This window comes from Leptolyngbya sp. NK1-12, from assembly GCF_032598965.1.
Classification (GTDB): Bacteria; Cyanobacteriota; Cyanobacteriia; order Elainellales; family Elainellaceae; genus Elainella.
The window spans coordinates 75,891-90,987 of sequence record NZ_CP053587.1; the positions used below are offsets into that span (position 1 = coordinate 75,891).

Sequence of the window (15,097 nt, forward strand, 5' to 3'; positions counted from 1 at the left end):
AGGCACGCTACGCAAATACCCCCTACAGGAGAACACCCATCATGGCTCAAAACAATATTGACAACATCAAAGACCACGCCCAGTTATTCCACCAGGATGAGTATCAGGAACTGTTTGCGAATAAGAAGCAGTTTGAAGGCGGACATGATCCGGATCTAGTCGCGCAGACAGCGGAATGGACCAAGACCTGGGAATACCGGGAGAAGAACTTTGCCCGGGAAGCGCTGACCGTTAACCCAGCCAAAGCTTGCCAGCCACTGGGAGCAATTCTGGCTGCCGTTGGGTTTGAAGGAACGCTACCGTTTGTACATGGCTCGCAGGGATGTGTCGCTTATTTTCGCTCTCACTTTACCCGCCATTTCAAAGAACCATTCTCAGCAGTATCATCTTCGATGACAGAGGATGCTGCAGTATTCGGCGGATTGAAGAACATGGTGGAAGGATTGGCAGTCTCCTACAACCTGTATAAGCCCAAGATGATTGCGGTCTGTACAACCTGCATGGCGGAAGTGATTGGCGATGACCTGCAAGCCTTCATCAAAACATCGAAGGAAGAGGGATCGGTGCCGCAGGACTTTCCTGTGCCCTATGCCCATACGCCTAGCTTCGTCGGGTCCCACATCACCGGCTACGACAATATGATCAAGGGGATTCTCTCGAATCTGACCGAAGGCAAGAAGCAAGAAACCACCAACGGTAAGCTCAACTTGATTCCTGGGTTTGAGACCTACATCGGCAACCTGCGGGAAATCAAGCGGCTCGCCTCGGTGATGGGCATCAACTACACCCTGTTGGCCGACAACTCAGACTATCTGGATTCTCCCAATAACGGCGAATTCAACATGTACCCAGGTGGAACCAAACTAGCCGATGCCGCCGATTCGATCAACGCCGAAGCTACCATTGCCTTCCAAGCCTACTCGACTACCAAAACCCGTGAGTACATCGAAACCGAGTGGAAACAGAAAACCTATGTGACGCGCCCCGTAGGAATTCGCGGTACCGATGAGTTCCTGATGAAGCTGTCGGCCCTGACCGGCAAACCAATTCCGCAGGAGTTAGAAGATGAGCGGGGTCGTGCTGTCGATGCGCTTACCGATTCGCAAGCTTGGTTGCATGGTAAGAAAGTAGCGCTCTATGGCGATCCAGACTTGGTGGTCGGCTTAGTGCAGTTCCTGTTAGAAGTCGGTGCTGAACCCGTTCACATTGTAGTGACCAACAGCAACGAAGCCTTTGAAACAGAACTGCGGGCACTGCTGGACTCCAGCCCGTTTGGGGCCGGTGCTACCATTTGGGGCGGCAAAGACTTGTGGCACCTGCGCTCTCTGCTGTTCACCGAACCCGTTGACTTCTTCATCGGCAATTCCTACGGCAAATACCTCTGGCGCGACACCCATACCCCAATTGTGCGGATCGGCTACCCGATCTTCGACCGCCACCACCTGCACCGCTATGCCACCTACGGCTATCAGGGCACGATCAACCTGCTTAACTGGATCGTCAACACAATTCTAGACGAACTCGATCGCAACACGATTATTCCGGCCAAAACCGACATCTCCTACGATCTGATTCGCTAATGCATCTGCGGGCGGGTTTCACAGATAATTGTCAACCCAATCAATTTTCTCAGTAAATCCGCCCTCACATTTCAAATCCACATCCTATCGATTCACCATCCCATTCTCTATGTCTACGCTCTTTCATCACCTCAACTCAAGAGGGCACCCCGATCTCGATCTGCTCGCCCCTCTGCGACAATGGTTGGACCATTTCGAAATCCACAACAACCGCTTGGCACACCTGATCTGCCATCTGATCCCCTGTAGCTGCCCCTTTGAACGCGATATCTCCCTACTCGGCAAAACTCTACATATTCCTGCCCTCTGCAAACTCAATCCCCTCTACAACGAATTCATCACCCTCCGATTTCGCGCCCTCAGCTATCTCTCCGATACATGCGGCGAAGACATTACCAAATACATCTGTTGAAAGTTCTGAATTCTGAGTTTTGAGTTTTGAGTTTTGAATTCAGCACTTAGCTCAAAACTACTCACCCTAGCGCCTACGGCGACGCTACGCGTGGGCAACGCCTGTCCGCAGGACATACACCGTTCGGCTGAGCCGCTCACGGCGAAGCCCCTCCACCCCCTACCCCTTCACCCATGAAACTCACTCAAGGCAAAATCAACGAACTCCTGAGCGAGTCAGCTTGTGAACACAACCACAAGAAGGACGGCAAAGGTAAAAACAAGTCCTGTACCCAACAGGCCCAACCCGGTGCAGCCCAAGGCGGATGCGCCTTTGATGGAGCTATGATCGCGCTGGTACCCATCACCGACGCAGCCCATCTAGTGCACGGTCCAATTGCTTGTGCAGGTAATTCCTGGGGCAGTCGCGGTAGCCTTTCCTCCGGGCCTACACTCTACAAAATGGGCTTCACCACCGACCTGACCGAAAACGATGTGATCTTTGGTGGGGAAAAGCGCCTCTACAAAGCGATTTTAGAAATACAACAGCGCTACAATCCGGCTGCCATTTTCGTTTACTCGACTTGCGTTACAGCCCTGATTGGAGATGATCTGGATGCAGTTTGTCAGAAAGCGACCGAGAAAATCGGTACACCCGTGATTCCAGTCAATTCTCCTGGCTTCATTGGCAGCAAGAATCTCGGCAACCGCGTCGGTGGCGAAGCGTTGCTAGGGTACGTAGTCGGCACCCGCGAACCCGAATATACCACGCCCTACGACATTAACTTAATTGGCGAATACAACATTGCCGGAGAACTGTGGGGTGTATTGCCCTTATTCGAGAAATTGGGCATCCGCGTCCTGGCTCAAATTACCGGCGATGGCCGTTATCGAGATATTGCCGCTGCCCATCGGGCCAAACTCAACGTGATGATTTGCTCAAAAGCGTTGATCAACATGGCGCGCAAAATGGAGGAACAATACGGCATACCTTATATCGAAGAATCCTTCTACGGTATAGAAGACATGAATCGCTGCCTGCGGAACATTGCCGCTAAACTAGGCGATACAGACTTACAACAGCGAGTCGAACAGCTAATTACCGCAGAAACGAATCAATTAGATCAGGCCCTTGCTCCCTACCGCGCCAAACTAAAAGGCAAACGAGTCGTACTCTACACCGGCGGCGTCAAAAGCTGGTCGATTATCTCCGCCGCTAAAGATTTAGGCATGGAAGTCTGCGCTACCAGCACCAAAAAAAGCACCGAAGAAGACAAAGCCCGCATCAAAGAACTACTTGGTAAAGACGGCATCATGCTGGAGAAAGGCAACGCCCAAGAACTGCTGCGCGTCATCGCCCAAACCAAAGCCGACATGCTGATCGCCGGTGGCCGCAACCAATACACCGCCCTCAAAGCCAGAATTCCCTTCCTCGACATCAACCAAGAACGCCACCATCCCTACGCCGGCTACATCGGCATGGTCGAAATGGCCCGCGAACTCGAAGAAGCCCTCTACAGCCCCGTCTGGTCCCAAGTCCGCAAACCCGCCCCGTGGGACAATAGTTCGAGTTTTGAGTTTTGAGTTTTGAGTTTTGAGTTTTGAGTTTTGAGTTTTGAATTTAGCACCTAGCTCAAAACCACCCCCTCACCCCTCACCCCCCACCCACTCACCCATGGCCACCATCACCACTCCCCGCAAATCCATCGCAGTCAATCCGCTGAAGCAAAGCCAACCCCTCGGTGCCGCCTTAGCCTTTCTGGGTTTGAAAGGTATGATGCCTTTATTTCACGGGTCGCAGGGCTGTACGGCCTTCGCCAAAGTGATGCTAGTACGTCATTTCCGGGAGGCGATTCCTCTATCGACCACAGCTATGACTGAGGTGAGCACCATTCTGGGTGGAGAAGAGAACGTCGAACAGGCGATTTTGACGCTGGTAGAAAAATCCCATCCGGAAATTATCGGACTATGTACCACCGGATTAACCGAAACTCGCGGCGATGACATGATTGGTATTCTCCAAACCATTCGCAAGCGCCATCCCGAACTGCATAATTTACCTATTGTTTTTGCTTCTACTCCAGATTTTCGAGGTGCATTACAAGACGGATTTGCAGCAGCGGTAGAAAGTCTAGTCAAAACCTTGCCTCAACCGGGCGAAACCCGCCCCAACCAAATTACACTGCTGATTAGCTCCGCCTTTGCTCCCGGAGATGTGCAGGAAATCAAGGAAATTGTCGCAGCATTCGACTTGAGTGCGGTTATAGTTCCTGATTTATCTCTTTCACTAGATGGTCATTTAGACGAGACCGCCCAAACCGTCACCAGTGGCGGCACCACGTTAGCAGAATTGCGAGAAATCGGCAGTTCAGTTTATACGCTGGCCCTGGGTGAAAGTATGCGAGCAGCCGCAGCAGCCCTCCAGTCCCAGTTTGGCATTCCCTATGAAGTCTTCCCCAGCCTCAGCAATCTGGACGCTATAGACAGCTTTTTAGAGAGCTTAGCAGACCTGAGCGGCCTGCCTGTACCAGAACACTATCGCCGTCAGCGCAAACAGTTGCAAGATGCCATGCTGGATACCCACTTCTTCTTTGGCCGCAAACAGGTAGCTCTGGCGCTAGAACCCGATCTACTTTGGTCAACCGTACATTTTTTGCAAAGCATGGGAGCCAATGTGCAGGCCGCCGTCACAACCACCAAATCGCCGCTGCTGGAACAGCTCCCTGTCGAAACTGTGACGATTGGCGATCTAGAAGACTTTGAACAGCTCGCAATCGGATCAGATTTGTTGATTGGCAACTCTCACGTGGCAACAATCAGCCAGCGACTCCAGATTCCGCTCTATCGTCTCGGATTTCCAATTTTCGATCGCCTTGGTAACGGCCAGCGCTGCACCGTCGGCTATCGCGGTGTGATGCAACTGTTGTTTAACCTCGGCAATTTATTTTTAGAGCAGGAGGAAGCACACGTAAAACACTAATAATATTGAGGAGGAACATCCAATGAAAATTGCCTTCACAACCAGCGACAACATTCATATTAACGCCCACTTTGGTTCAGCGCGAACGATTGATGTCTATGAAGTAGATCAGACTGGATACAGCTTTGTAGAAACCCTGCGGTTCGACGGTAACCTCAATGAAGATGGCAACGAAGACAAGTTACTGCCCAAAATTGAAGCTCTGCATGACTGCACGATTGTGTATGTCTCGACCATTGGCGGTAGTGCAGCCGCCCGCTTAATTAAACAGCGCATTACCCCGATCAAAGCGCAATCAGAAGACCAGGAAATTACCGACCTATTGACCAAACTGGTGCAAACCCTGAACAGTAGTCCTCCCCCCTGGCTGAGAAAAGCCCTGCTACAACGTAACCCCAACTTTGATCAAACCGAGGAAGAAGTACCTGTATGACTACAACTCAAACTACCAGCTCGACAGCAACTGAACCAGTAATCAGCCCCTTCCTAAAGGCAATTGTGCAGCAGGTTCGCGCTAATGATCCCTACGGCACCTACCGCAACTGGTCCGATGAATTACTGCTCAAGCCTTATGTGGTCAGCAAAGCCCAGAAACGCGAAATCTCGGTTGAAGGCGAGGTAGATCCCATCACCAAAGGACGTATCCTGGCCTTTTATCGAGCTATTGCCCACCAGATCGAATCAGAAACCGGCCTCTTGTGTCAGGTCGTGATCGACTTAAGCCACGAAGGATTCGGCTGGGCACTGGTGTTCTCTGGTCGTCTGCTGCTAGTGGCCCGCACCCTACGAGATGCCCAACGGTTTGGCTTCGACTCGCTGGACAAGCTAGAAACCGAAGGCGACAGGCTGATCCAAACGGCAGTCGGTTTAGCCAATCGTTTTCCTGAAGTCGGTAAACTCTAGGGGAAAATTCATGACACAAACCGCACAAACAACCAGCATTGAGGAACTCAAAACCCAAATCAAACGGCTAACCAGCAAAGCCGGACAGATGAAGATGGATCTGCACGATCTGGCCGAAGGATTACCCACCGACTACGAACGTTTGGTTGATGCCGCCACCGAAACGTACCAGATCTATCGACAAATTGCTCAACTCAAAACTCAGCTAAAGCAATTGGAGCAGAAAATATGACTGGAACCCTAGCCGAATTTCAGCAATTGGTAAATGCAGAAGATTACCTAGAATTCTTCGGTCTGCCCTACGATCCAACATTCGTCAATGTAAACCGCCTGCATATCCTGCAAAAATTCTCCACCCTAATCAAAGCCATTGATGCAGAATTCCCAGACCTAAACGACACCGAAAAGCTAGAGCGTTACCAAGCCGCCCTCCAACAAGCCTACAACACCTTCACCACCTCTTCCCCCCTCACCGAAAAACTGTTCAAAGTATTCAACGAAAAACCACCCAACCTAGTCCTACTCTCAGAAATTGGCACCGATTAGTCCCCCCACCTTCCCCATCTCCTCCACCTTCCCCATCTCCTCCACCTTCCCCATCTCCCCTCGTTCGGCGAGGCTCACGAGCCGCATCTCCCCCATCCATCTATCTACCCATCCCCGGAGAATCCAGCATGCAACCCCTCACCCCTACCGAACTAGAGCGTTACCGGCGTCAAATCATGCTGCCTGGATTTGGTGAAGCAGCACAGCAGCGGCTGAAGAACTCAACCGTCCTCGTGACCGGGGTAGGTGGTTTGGGCGCTACAGCAGCTCTCTACTTAGCCGTGGCCGGAGTGGGCCGATTGATTCTGCTGCGGGGCGGCGAACTGCGGCTAGATGATATGAATCGGCAGATTTTGATGACCCATGACTGGGTAGGAAAACCACGAGTATTTAAGGCCAAAGCAACGCTGGAAGCTATCAATCCAGATGTGCAAATTGACGCTATCTGCGAATATGTCAACTCAGATAACGTCGATGAATTAGTGCAAACAGCCAATATTGTTCTAGACTGTGCCCATAACTTCACCGAACGGAATTTGCTGAACGCTGCCTGTGTTCGTTGGGGGAAACCAATGGTGGAAGCCGCGATGAACGATATGGAAGCCTACCTGACAACAATCGTTCCTGGCTTAACTCCCTGCCTCTCTTGCATTTTCCCAGAAAAGCCCGACTGGGACAAACGCGGATTTGGCGTCTTGGGGGCAGTATCGGGCACGCTGGCCTGTCTGACGGCACTAGAGGCCATCAAGCTGATCACCGGATTGGGCACACCACTGCTATCCCAACTACTCACCATGAACTTAAGCCAAGCTGAGTTTGCCAAACGGCGGCCTTACCACGATCCGAACTGCCCGGTTTGTGGCCATAAAAACCAGTGGTCAACCAACACAACTATCCAGGAGGAACCATGCTGCTCCCACTCTTAGCGCTGGCAATCGGAATCTGTGCAGTTTATGTCAATCAGCCAGCCGATGAAATTACGCGGCTGCTGATCAAGCTGGTAGGGCTAGTCAGTCTGTTTCTCGGTCTGTTGTATGCTCCCTGGTCTATCAAGCTGCTGATTGTAATCGCCATTCTCGCAACTCCGATCTGTGCTCAAAAGCGTTGTCTGCCCCAGATCCATTGTCCAACATTATGCATCGCCCGCCGCAATTGTCCCCAATCTCCGTTTTAGATTCAACCATCTATTCGCTTCTGGAGGAACTCCCATGACCATTATCCTGACCGAAAAAGCCGAATTCCGCCTGCGGGCCTTTCTGCAAGGCAGCGCGGATGGATCGACAGAAAAAGGTATCCGAGTTGGTGTCAAAGATGGAGGCTGTAACGGTTACGAATATGTACTCGATATCGTTAATGCACCTCGTCCCAATGATCTAATCGACCAGCAGGGCAAAGTGCGGATCTACATCGATCCTCAAAACGCCCCTCTCCTGGAAGGTGTGGTGATCGACTTTCTAGAAGGGTTGATGGAAAGCGGTTTCAAATTCACCAATCCCAATGCAACCGACACCTGTGGCTGCGGCAAGTCTTTCCAAGCCGGAGACTGCACCCCAACCGGAGTACCGTGTAGTTAATTTCGGAGAACACAATCATGGCAACCTATCAAGTTCATCTCATCAACAAAAAGCGGTCGCTTGACGTTACCTTTCCAGTTGAAGATACCACAACCATTCTAGAAGCAGCTGAAGAACAGGGGCTAGACTTGCCTTTCTCCTGTCAGTCTGGGTCTTGCTCGAGCTGCGTCGGTAAAGTGGTCGAAGGCGAACTGGATCAGTCAGAGCAAGTATTTCTCGATGAGGAGCAAATTGCAAAAGGATTTGTACTGCTCTGCGTCGCCTATCCCCGCTCTGATTGCACGGTTCGCACCCATCAGGAAGCTTATCTGGTTTAATTACGTTGTCTGAATTGCAATTGTCTTAATTGCTTGTTTCAATTGCAATCGTCTATCCAGGAAGGATTAGTCTCATGCACAAGTCATTTTCGGCTCAGGATTCGTCATTAAAATTGCTGCGGTTCGGTGAACGAGGCATGATCACAAGCATCCATACCCTTAGAGACGCTACTGCTCAAGCCCTACGAAGCATGGGACTAACCCCCGGACGGACAATTACGTTAGAGCAGCGCTTTCCTCGGTTTATTGTCCGAATCGGCAATACCTGCCATGCTCTAGATGAAACCGCAATTAACGCCATCTATGTGCGAGTAATTCAACATTCAACGCTTAGTCATTAACGGTTCATCCTAGTGATTGAGTTATTCATGATCTGCCACATGTAGTCGAACAACTCCTGTCTCTTTCATGTCTCCTGCCTCAACCCATTTCACCATTCACCAAGAAGATCCAAAAATGGCTGAACAACCGGCTGAACAACCGATTTCCAACGCAGTGGCCCTGAGAATTGCCCTCGCCTCCAGACTGTTTCCGGAATTGCCGATTACAGATTTTATTGAGGCTTTGCAGGATTACCTGGGCGGTGTTCTGGATGAAGCCAGCCTGAGTCGGATTACGGTCACGAATCTGAAAACCGCATTGGGACAAACCTACGAACTCGATGGGGAAGAAGACGGAGAAGATGCCAACACAACTGACATTGCAGCTCTCAAAAAAGCCGTCCGCATCCTTTGGGGTGAACTAGACGCAATTGACCAACTCCCTGTGATTGAACCCTACCGAGCTGAGGACATGCCCAACTCGATTCGAGTCGCGGTGGCCTCCAATCATCAAGAATCATTAGATGGGCATTTTGGTTCCTGTTTGCGTTATCTGATCTATCAACTCTCGACTGAAGAAATTCGGCTAGTTGACATTCGCTCGGCCTTAGCAGCCGACTTCTCAGACGACAAAAACGCCTTTCGCGTCAGTTTAATTCGAGACTGCTCGGTGCTGTATATCGTCGCTATTGGTGGGCCAGCTGCGGCCAAAGTGGTGCAGGCTGGCATCTACCCAATTAAAAAAGAGCAAGGCGGCGCTGCTAGAACCTTACTCGCCGAACTGCAACAGGCGATTGCCACCTCACCACCACCTTGGTTGGCCAAAATCTTGGGAGTTGCTGCCAGTGAGCGAGTCAAAAATTACAAAGCGCTGGTGTAGGCTTTTATTTCTTACTAAAACCCGATTGAGAGGAACACAACCAATGACGACATTTACAGGACTAACCTTCGGAGGCCAAATTTGGACACCCAAATTTCTGCAAGCAATTGACATTGTCCGCTGTATCGGCTGCGGTAGATGTCTGAAAACCTGTGGGCGTGGGGTGATGGCCTTACGCGCCCTGAATGAAGAAGGTGAATTTGTCGATGATGAAGAAGATGACGAAATTGAACGCAAGGTAATGACGATTGCGAATGCAGATAATTGCATCGGCTGCGAAGCTTGTGCTAGAGTCTGTCCTAAAAATTGTCAAACCCATACCGAGTTGGCACTAGCTGGCGTATGACCCCATCTACCCACCCTACCCGACATAACTGGACAGCTTATTACGCAGCAGTAGAAGGCCGCCCACCACGCGAAACGCTGCTCAAGGCTCTCGCTAATTTTGAGGCAGAGCCAAGCGGTGATACCACTCAGCCTCGATTGGCCGTTGATTTAGGCTGTGGAGATGGACGGGATACCATAGAGCTGCTGCGACGAGGTTGGCGAGTACTGGCCATCGATGCGGAGCAAACGGCGTTTGAGCGGATGCTGAGTCGTTCTGATCTCCAGCCAAATTGGCGGCAAACCCAACTGCGAACCCAAGTAATGCGTTTTGAGACATTGGCTCTACCGATTGGAGCAGATCTGATCAACGCCAGCTTTTGTTTGCCCTTCTGTCCGCCGGCTAATTTTCCCCATCTCTGGCAAACAATTTTGGCAGCACTGAACCCCGAAGGTCGGTTTTGCGGACAGCTATTCGGTGACCGAGACTCCTGGGTGAAGTTTCCGAATCGCAGCCATCAGACTCGCGAACAAGTCATCGCCCTACTACAGCCGTTTGAGGTGGAATGGTTAGACGAAGAGGAACACCCCGGCGTCACGGCCATCGGTGAGGAAAAGCACTGGCATATTTTTCACATCGTGGCGCGCAAGCAATAAAGTTGTTTGAGCTGGGATCTGTCAATGGTTCTGTGTTGCCTCGTTGCCTGACTCGCCCGCAATTGATTCGCGGGTATACGAAGTCAAACACTGGATTGACACAAAACTCTGAACAGATCCTTGAGCTGCGCTTCCAGAAGTTAAAACCCACCCTATCTCCTGACCCCTATCTCCTGCCCCCTAATCAACAGCCACCATCACATCACTAGCTTTCACAACCGCGTAGGCTTCTTTACCGACACTCAACCCCAATCGTTCGGCAGAAGCTTTGGTGATGATGGCAGTAATTTCAACGCCAGGTGCCACTTCCAAAACCACTTCCGTATTCACAGCTCCAACGTCAATCGTTTTGATTGTGCCTTTCAAAGCATTGCGAGCGCTAATTTCCATATCTGATTCCTTACTTAGCTTGAGAAAAATCTACTGTTTGATTCGAGAGAAATCTATATTACTTGTAGCTTGCAGTAACACTCTAGCAAAAAACATAAGCTTTTAAACCCATTGACCTCCATATATTTTTAAATCAATTTAAAAGTATTCTTAAGTTCATGATTTCTGTACCTTTAAATACCTTTTACGATTGATACTACGTTCACGATCTAAAATATGGTAGCTAAAAGGATATGTAAACAATCTCAGTCGATCGGAAATGGATTTGTTTTGATCACTAGACTTGGGGTCGTTCCCGCAGCGTGTGCATAGCACAATCCCCCTAAACCCCAGCGGGGATGCGCCTTCGGCGTAGAAGAAGGGGGACTGCAAACCACGGTTGGCCCGGTCCCCCCCTTTTGTAAGGGGGGCTAGGGGGGATCTCAACAGAATTCGCAATCTACTCGACCTGACTATTGCTAGTAAAACAATTTCTCTAGAAACCGATCTCTTCAAGACAGAATTTCGAGTTCGATTCCTGATGAATACCCGGTAAGCTTGTGCAAAGAGCGCCCAATTAGCCAAAAATCATTTTATTCTAGCTAAGCTGCTAATCAAAGTCGCCACTTCGTTCTAACACCCTCTACTATCTCAAGTCCCATGAAACGTAAACAGGTTCTTGCTTTTTTAGGCGGTTTGCTGATTGCCCTGACCGGATCGGTTGGTTGCAGTACGGTTGCTCCGGTTCCTGCCAGTGATCAATCTACAACACTTTTGATTGCTGCCGCCGCCAGCCTTCAGAATGCACTAGAGGACATCGATCCAATATTTGAAGCCGCCAATCCTGGCATTACAGTCAGCTATACCTTTGCCGCCTCCGGTCCGCTGCAACAGCAAATTGAGCAAGGTGCGCCTGTAGATGTGTTTATTTCCGCCGCAACCAAGCAAATGGATGCGCTCCAAACCAAGGATTTGATCCTCAGCGAAACTCGTCGTAACCTCCTGACTAATCAATTAGTGCTAGTCGTACCCCAAAATTCCCGCTTGCAACTGACCAGCTTCCAACAGTTAACCGATCCAACCATCAAGAAAATTTTGGTGGGTGAACCGCGCAGCGTTCCTGCTGGACAATATGCCGAAGAATTATTCAGTAACTTAGGCATCCTCGATCAATTACGTACAAAATTCGTCTATGGCAACTCGGTTCGTAGCGTTTTAGGCACCGTAGAGAGCGGCAATGCCGATGCAGGCATAGTCTACGCCACCGATGCCAAAAGCTCAAACCGAGTCAAATCTGCTCTCACCGCTACCGCCACCCTCCATACGCCCATTGTTTACCCAATCGCGGTGATCAAAGCTAGCCCCAATCAACAGGCAGCCCGCGCCTACGCTCAGTTTCTAAGCAGCAAACAATCACACGCTATCTTCGAGAAGTACGGTTTCGGCATTGCTCCCTGAGGTTGATATGATGCCTGCGGATTTGTCTCCCCTCTGGACTTCCCTCAAAACGGCTGGGTTGGCCACCCTGATCACATTCCTGACGGGCACAGCGGCAGCCTACTGGATGCTGGGATACCGAGGCCGCTGGAAATCAATCATCGAAGCCATTCTGATCGCGCCGCTAATTTTACCGCCTACGGTGGTAGGATTTTTGCTGCTGCTCCTGTTTGGCAAAAACGGGGCGTTAGGCTCTCTGATGCAGCAGTTCAACTTTAGCATCATCTTTACCTGGTATGCTGCCGTTGTAGCTGCGTTCGTGGTTTCCTTCCCGCTAATGTACAAAACCGCGTTGGGAGCCTTTGAGCAAATTGATCCTAGCCTCCTTCAAGTGGCCCGGACGCTGGGCGCACCAGAACCGCGAGTCGTGAGGCAAATTCTCTTACCGTTGGCAGTACCTGGGCTGTTAGCTGGAATTACGCTGGCCTTCGCACGGGCCTTGGGTGAGTTTGGTGCCACTTTGATGCTGGCGGGCAACATCCCCGGCCAAACCCAAACCATGCCAATGGCGATCTACTTTGCGGTGGAAGCGGGCGATATGAAAGCAGCATGGCTGTGGGTGATCTTGATTCTCAGTCTTTCACTATCGGGACTGCTGGCCGTGAACCTGTGGCAGAAGCGATACGAACGAAAACTACAGGGACAGTCTGGCTGGGTAGAAGCTGATGAACCCGTCAGCCGAGGCGGCAAACTCACTGAGCCAGCCCCACAAGCAAATTGGCACAAACCGCGGCTCACTCCTACTGCTACCGGGTTGTTGGTTGACCTCGAAAAACAGTTGCCTAGTTTCACCCTCAATCCAGCCTTTACCGCCCCACCTGGCACCCTCGGCATTTTGGGCGGCTCCGGCTCCGGCAAAAGCATGACGCTGCGTTGTATTGCTGGAGTAGAAACCCCTGACCAGGGGCGAATTGTCTTAAATGGGCGGACCCTGTTCGATTCAGCACGGCAAATTAATCTCCCCTGCCATCAACGCAACGTTAGTTTGGTATTTCAAAACTATGCCCTATTTCCCCACATGACCGTAGCGCAAAATATTGCCTTTGGAATTCAGCATCTGCCTAAACCTATGCGCAACCAGCGGGTCAAGCAGCAGTTGGCATTAGTGCAGTTACAGAGCTTGGGTGACCGCTATCCTCATCAGCTCTCCGGTGGACAACAGCAGCGAGTCGCGTTAGCTAGGGCACTCGCTACCGAACCAGAAGCCTTGCTGCTCGATGAGCCGTTTTCAGCCCTCGATACCTATCTGCGCAGCCAAATGGAGCGGCAGTTGCTAGAAGTCTTATCTAGCTATCGCGGTGTCACCCTATTTGTCACCCACAATTTGGAGGAGGTCTATCGCGTCTGTGGAACGCTGCTGGTGATGTCGGTCGGCAAACCAATTGCTCAGGGTTCCAAGCACCAGATTTTTGAGCACCCTCAAACCGTGCGCGTAGCTCAACTCACCGGCTGCAAAAACTTTTCTCGTGCTGTGGCTCAAGGGCACAATATTATCGAGGCTATTGACTGGGACATCACTCTGAAAGTTCTCGAAGCCATTCCCACTCAGCTCACCGATATTGGCATCCGAGCACACCAGATCCGGATCGGCACCGATTCTGCAGCCATCAACACCTTCCCCTGCTGGCTAGCTGCAACTAGCGAAACCCCGCATCGAATGACGCTATTTCTTAAATTCAATGCCGCTCCCACTCACCCACAGGACTATCATGTCCAGGCAGAAATCTTCAAAGAAACCTGGCACACTATCAAAGACCAGCCGTTTCCCTGGTCCGTTCAGCTTGATCCGGCTCGGTTAATCCTGATGATAACCGATTGAATTGACAGATTGCTCAAAGCAGGGATTCGCGCCGCCCTCGAATAAATTTCGATCGCGGAAATTCGAGCGCTTGACATGCAACCAAATAGTTGCATAATAGGTTAATATGGACGCAGTGTTTAAAGCCCTTGCCGATCCGACTCGGAGAAAATTGCTCGACCAGTTGTACCTTCACAATGGCCAAACATTAGGAGAACTATGCAAACATCTAGATATGACGCGGCAAGCTGTGACCAAACATCTAACCGTGCTGGAAGCAGCGAATTTAGTTGTCACTGTCTGGCAGGGGCGAGAGAAATTGCATTACCTCAATCCCGTACCGATTCAGGAGATTTATGATCGCTGGTTGAATAAATATGAACGTCGCCAGTTAAATGCTCTGGGTGAATTGAAACGAACGCTGGAAGAGAACACTAAGGAGACGGAACATGGATAGACCCACCTTCGTTTATGTAACCTACATTGCCACCAGTCTCGAACAGCTTTGGGACGCTTTGACCAGCGAAGCTTTCACTCAGCAGTATTGGGGAGAGGGGCAACTCCAGTCAGACTGGCAGGTGGGAGCAACCATACAACACATCAATCCAGATGGTGAACCGGATTGGCAAGGCGAAGTGTTGCAATCCGAACCGCCGCATCGATTGGCCTACAGCTTCCAGCCGCTGGACGCAACAGAGAATCAGCCATCTCATGTGCAATTTGAGTTGCAGCAGTATGGAACCCTGGTGAAGCTAACGCTAATTCACAACCGCCTAGATGCCCAAAGCTGTCTGACCATCAGCCGCAAATGGACCGCTAGTTTGTCCCATCTGAAACACCTGCTGGAAATTGCAGATGGCTTGGCCTTAGTCGCCTGAAATAATTCAAGCATAAAAATGGCAGTTTCAATCGCTCATCCCCTACCGCTCACCTCTACCGGTAAACAGTTGCCAATGAACTGC

At 50.7% G+C, this 15,097-nt stretch carries 21 protein-coding genes; 20 read left to right on the forward strand and 1 reads right to left on the reverse strand.

What is annotated here, in order from left to right:
• The first annotated feature begins 41 nt into the window (after positions 1 to 41).
• From nifK to HJG54_RS28870, 16 genes are all read left to right on the forward strand, one after another.
• Positions 42 to 1,580, forward strand: coding sequence for a nitrogenase molybdenum-iron protein subunit beta (nifK, locus tag HJG54_RS28795; RefSeq protein WP_316436499.1), 1,539 nt, complete (start codon positions 42 to 44; stop codon positions 1,578 to 1,580).
• A 109-nt stretch (positions 1,581 to 1,689) separates the two neighbouring features.
• Complete coding sequence (locus tag HJG54_RS28800) at positions 1,690 to 1,992, forward strand: Mo-dependent nitrogenase C-terminal domain-containing protein (RefSeq protein WP_072009810.1); 303 nt, start codon at positions 1,690 to 1,692, stop codon at positions 1,990 to 1,992.
• Between the two features lie 173 nt (positions 1,993 to 2,165).
• The gene (nifE, locus tag HJG54_RS28805; protein ID WP_316436500.1) at positions 2,166 to 3,554 is read left to right on the forward strand and encodes a nitrogenase iron-molybdenum cofactor biosynthesis protein NifE; all 1,389 of its coding nucleotides are present in this window, start codon (positions 2,166 to 2,168) and stop codon (positions 3,552 to 3,554) included.
• 91 nt (positions 3,555 to 3,645) lie between these two features.
• A complete protein-coding gene (nifN, locus tag HJG54_RS28810) occupies positions 3,646 to 4,950 on the forward strand; it encodes a nitrogenase iron-molybdenum cofactor biosynthesis protein NifN (protein ID WP_316436501.1) in 1,305 nt (434 codons plus the stop codon).
• Positions 4,951 to 4,972: 22 nt separating this feature from the next.
• Positions 4,973 to 5,383: a nitrogen fixation protein NifX gene (gene nifX, locus HJG54_RS28815; protein WP_316436502.1), complete on the forward strand. Its 411-nt coding sequence runs from the start codon at positions 4,973 to 4,975 to the stop codon at positions 5,381 to 5,383.
• The gene (locus tag HJG54_RS28820) at positions 5,380 to 5,853 is read left to right on the forward strand and encodes a NifX-associated nitrogen fixation protein (RefSeq protein ID WP_316436503.1); all 474 of its coding nucleotides are present in this window, start codon (positions 5,380 to 5,382) and stop codon (positions 5,851 to 5,853) included. The genes nifX and HJG54_RS28820 overlap by 4 nt, the downstream gene beginning before the upstream one ends.
• Before the next feature lie 10 nt (positions 5,854 to 5,863).
• Positions 5,864 to 6,085: a CCE_0567 family metalloprotein gene (locus tag HJG54_RS28825; RefSeq protein WP_316436505.1), complete on the forward strand. Its 222-nt coding sequence runs from the start codon at positions 5,864 to 5,866 to the stop codon at positions 6,083 to 6,085.
• Entirely contained in the window at positions 6,082 to 6,399 is a 318-nt protein-coding gene (nifW, locus tag HJG54_RS28830; protein WP_316436506.1) for a nitrogenase-stabilizing/protective protein NifW, read from the forward strand. Before HJG54_RS28825 ends, nifW begins: the two co-directional genes overlap by 4 nt.
• A gap of 128 nt (positions 6,400 to 6,527) precedes the next feature.
• A complete protein-coding gene (locus tag HJG54_RS28835; protein ID WP_316436507.1) occupies positions 6,528 to 7,325 on the forward strand; it encodes a HesA/MoeB/ThiF family protein in 798 nt (265 codons plus the stop codon).
• Positions 7,307 to 7,573, forward strand: a complete 267-nt coding sequence (locus tag HJG54_RS28840) for a hypothetical protein (protein ID WP_316436509.1) — start codon at positions 7,307 to 7,309, stop codon at positions 7,571 to 7,573. Before HJG54_RS28835 ends, HJG54_RS28840 begins: the two co-directional genes overlap by 19 nt.
• Before the next feature lie 34 nt (positions 7,574 to 7,607).
• Positions 7,608 to 7,973 carry a HesB/IscA family protein gene (locus HJG54_RS28845; RefSeq protein WP_316436510.1) on the forward strand — a complete coding sequence of 122 codons (366 nt, stop codon included), beginning with the start codon at positions 7,608 to 7,610 and terminating at the stop codon, positions 7,971 to 7,973.
• A 17-nt stretch (positions 7,974 to 7,990) separates the two neighbouring features.
• Complete coding sequence (locus HJG54_RS28850) at positions 7,991 to 8,290, forward strand: 2Fe-2S iron-sulfur cluster-binding protein (RefSeq protein ID WP_316436511.1); 300 nt, start codon at positions 7,991 to 7,993, stop codon at positions 8,288 to 8,290.
• A gap of 74 nt (positions 8,291 to 8,364) precedes the next feature.
• On the forward strand, positions 8,365 to 8,631 hold the full coding sequence (locus tag HJG54_RS28855; RefSeq protein ID WP_316436513.1) for a FeoA family protein: 267 nt from the start codon (positions 8,365 to 8,367) through the stop codon (positions 8,629 to 8,631).
• 67 nt (positions 8,632 to 8,698) lie between these two features.
• Positions 8,699 to 9,490, forward strand: coding sequence for a dinitrogenase iron-molybdenum cofactor biosynthesis protein (locus HJG54_RS28860; protein ID WP_316436514.1), 792 nt, complete (start codon positions 8,699 to 8,701; stop codon positions 9,488 to 9,490).
• Between the two features lie 43 nt (positions 9,491 to 9,533).
• Positions 9,534 to 9,836 carry a ferredoxin III, nif-specific gene (fdxB, locus tag HJG54_RS28865; protein ID WP_036009911.1) on the forward strand — a complete coding sequence of 101 codons (303 nt, stop codon included), beginning with the start codon at positions 9,534 to 9,536 and terminating at the stop codon, positions 9,834 to 9,836.
• The gene (locus tag HJG54_RS28870) at positions 9,833 to 10,471 is read left to right on the forward strand and encodes a class I SAM-dependent methyltransferase (protein ID WP_316436515.1); all 639 of its coding nucleotides are present in this window, start codon (positions 9,833 to 9,835) and stop codon (positions 10,469 to 10,471) included. Before fdxB ends, HJG54_RS28870 begins: the two co-directional genes overlap by 4 nt.
• A gap of 180 nt (positions 10,472 to 10,651) precedes the next feature.
• Here HJG54_RS28870 and HJG54_RS28875 read toward each other — a convergent pair whose 3' ends face one another.
• Positions 10,652 to 10,861, reverse strand: a complete 210-nt coding sequence (locus HJG54_RS28875; RefSeq protein WP_036009917.1) for a TOBE domain-containing protein — start codon at positions 10,859 to 10,861, stop codon at positions 10,652 to 10,654.
• A gap of 639 nt (positions 10,862 to 11,500) precedes the next feature.
• On the opposite strand from HJG54_RS28875, the gene modA reads away from it, so the two are divergent.
• From modA to HJG54_RS28895, 4 genes are all read left to right on the forward strand, one after another.
• Positions 11,501 to 12,298, forward strand: a complete 798-nt coding sequence (gene modA, locus HJG54_RS28880; RefSeq protein ID WP_316436517.1) for a molybdate ABC transporter substrate-binding protein — start codon at positions 11,501 to 11,503, stop codon at positions 12,296 to 12,298.
• Positions 12,299 to 12,305: 7 nt separating this feature from the next.
• On the forward strand, positions 12,306 to 14,156 hold the full coding sequence (gene modB / locus HJG54_RS28885) for a molybdate ABC transporter permease subunit (protein ID WP_316436518.1): 1,851 nt from the start codon (positions 12,306 to 12,308) through the stop codon (positions 14,154 to 14,156).
• 106 nt (positions 14,157 to 14,262) lie between these two features.
• A complete protein-coding gene (locus tag HJG54_RS28890) occupies positions 14,263 to 14,592 on the forward strand; it encodes an ArsR/SmtB family transcription factor (protein WP_316436519.1) in 330 nt (109 codons plus the stop codon).
• Positions 14,585 to 15,013: an SRPBCC domain-containing protein gene (locus HJG54_RS28895; protein WP_316436520.1), complete on the forward strand. Its 429-nt coding sequence runs from the start codon at positions 14,585 to 14,587 to the stop codon at positions 15,011 to 15,013. Before HJG54_RS28890 ends, HJG54_RS28895 begins: the two co-directional genes overlap by 8 nt.
• The last annotated feature ends 84 nt before the right edge of the window (positions 15,014 to 15,097 follow it).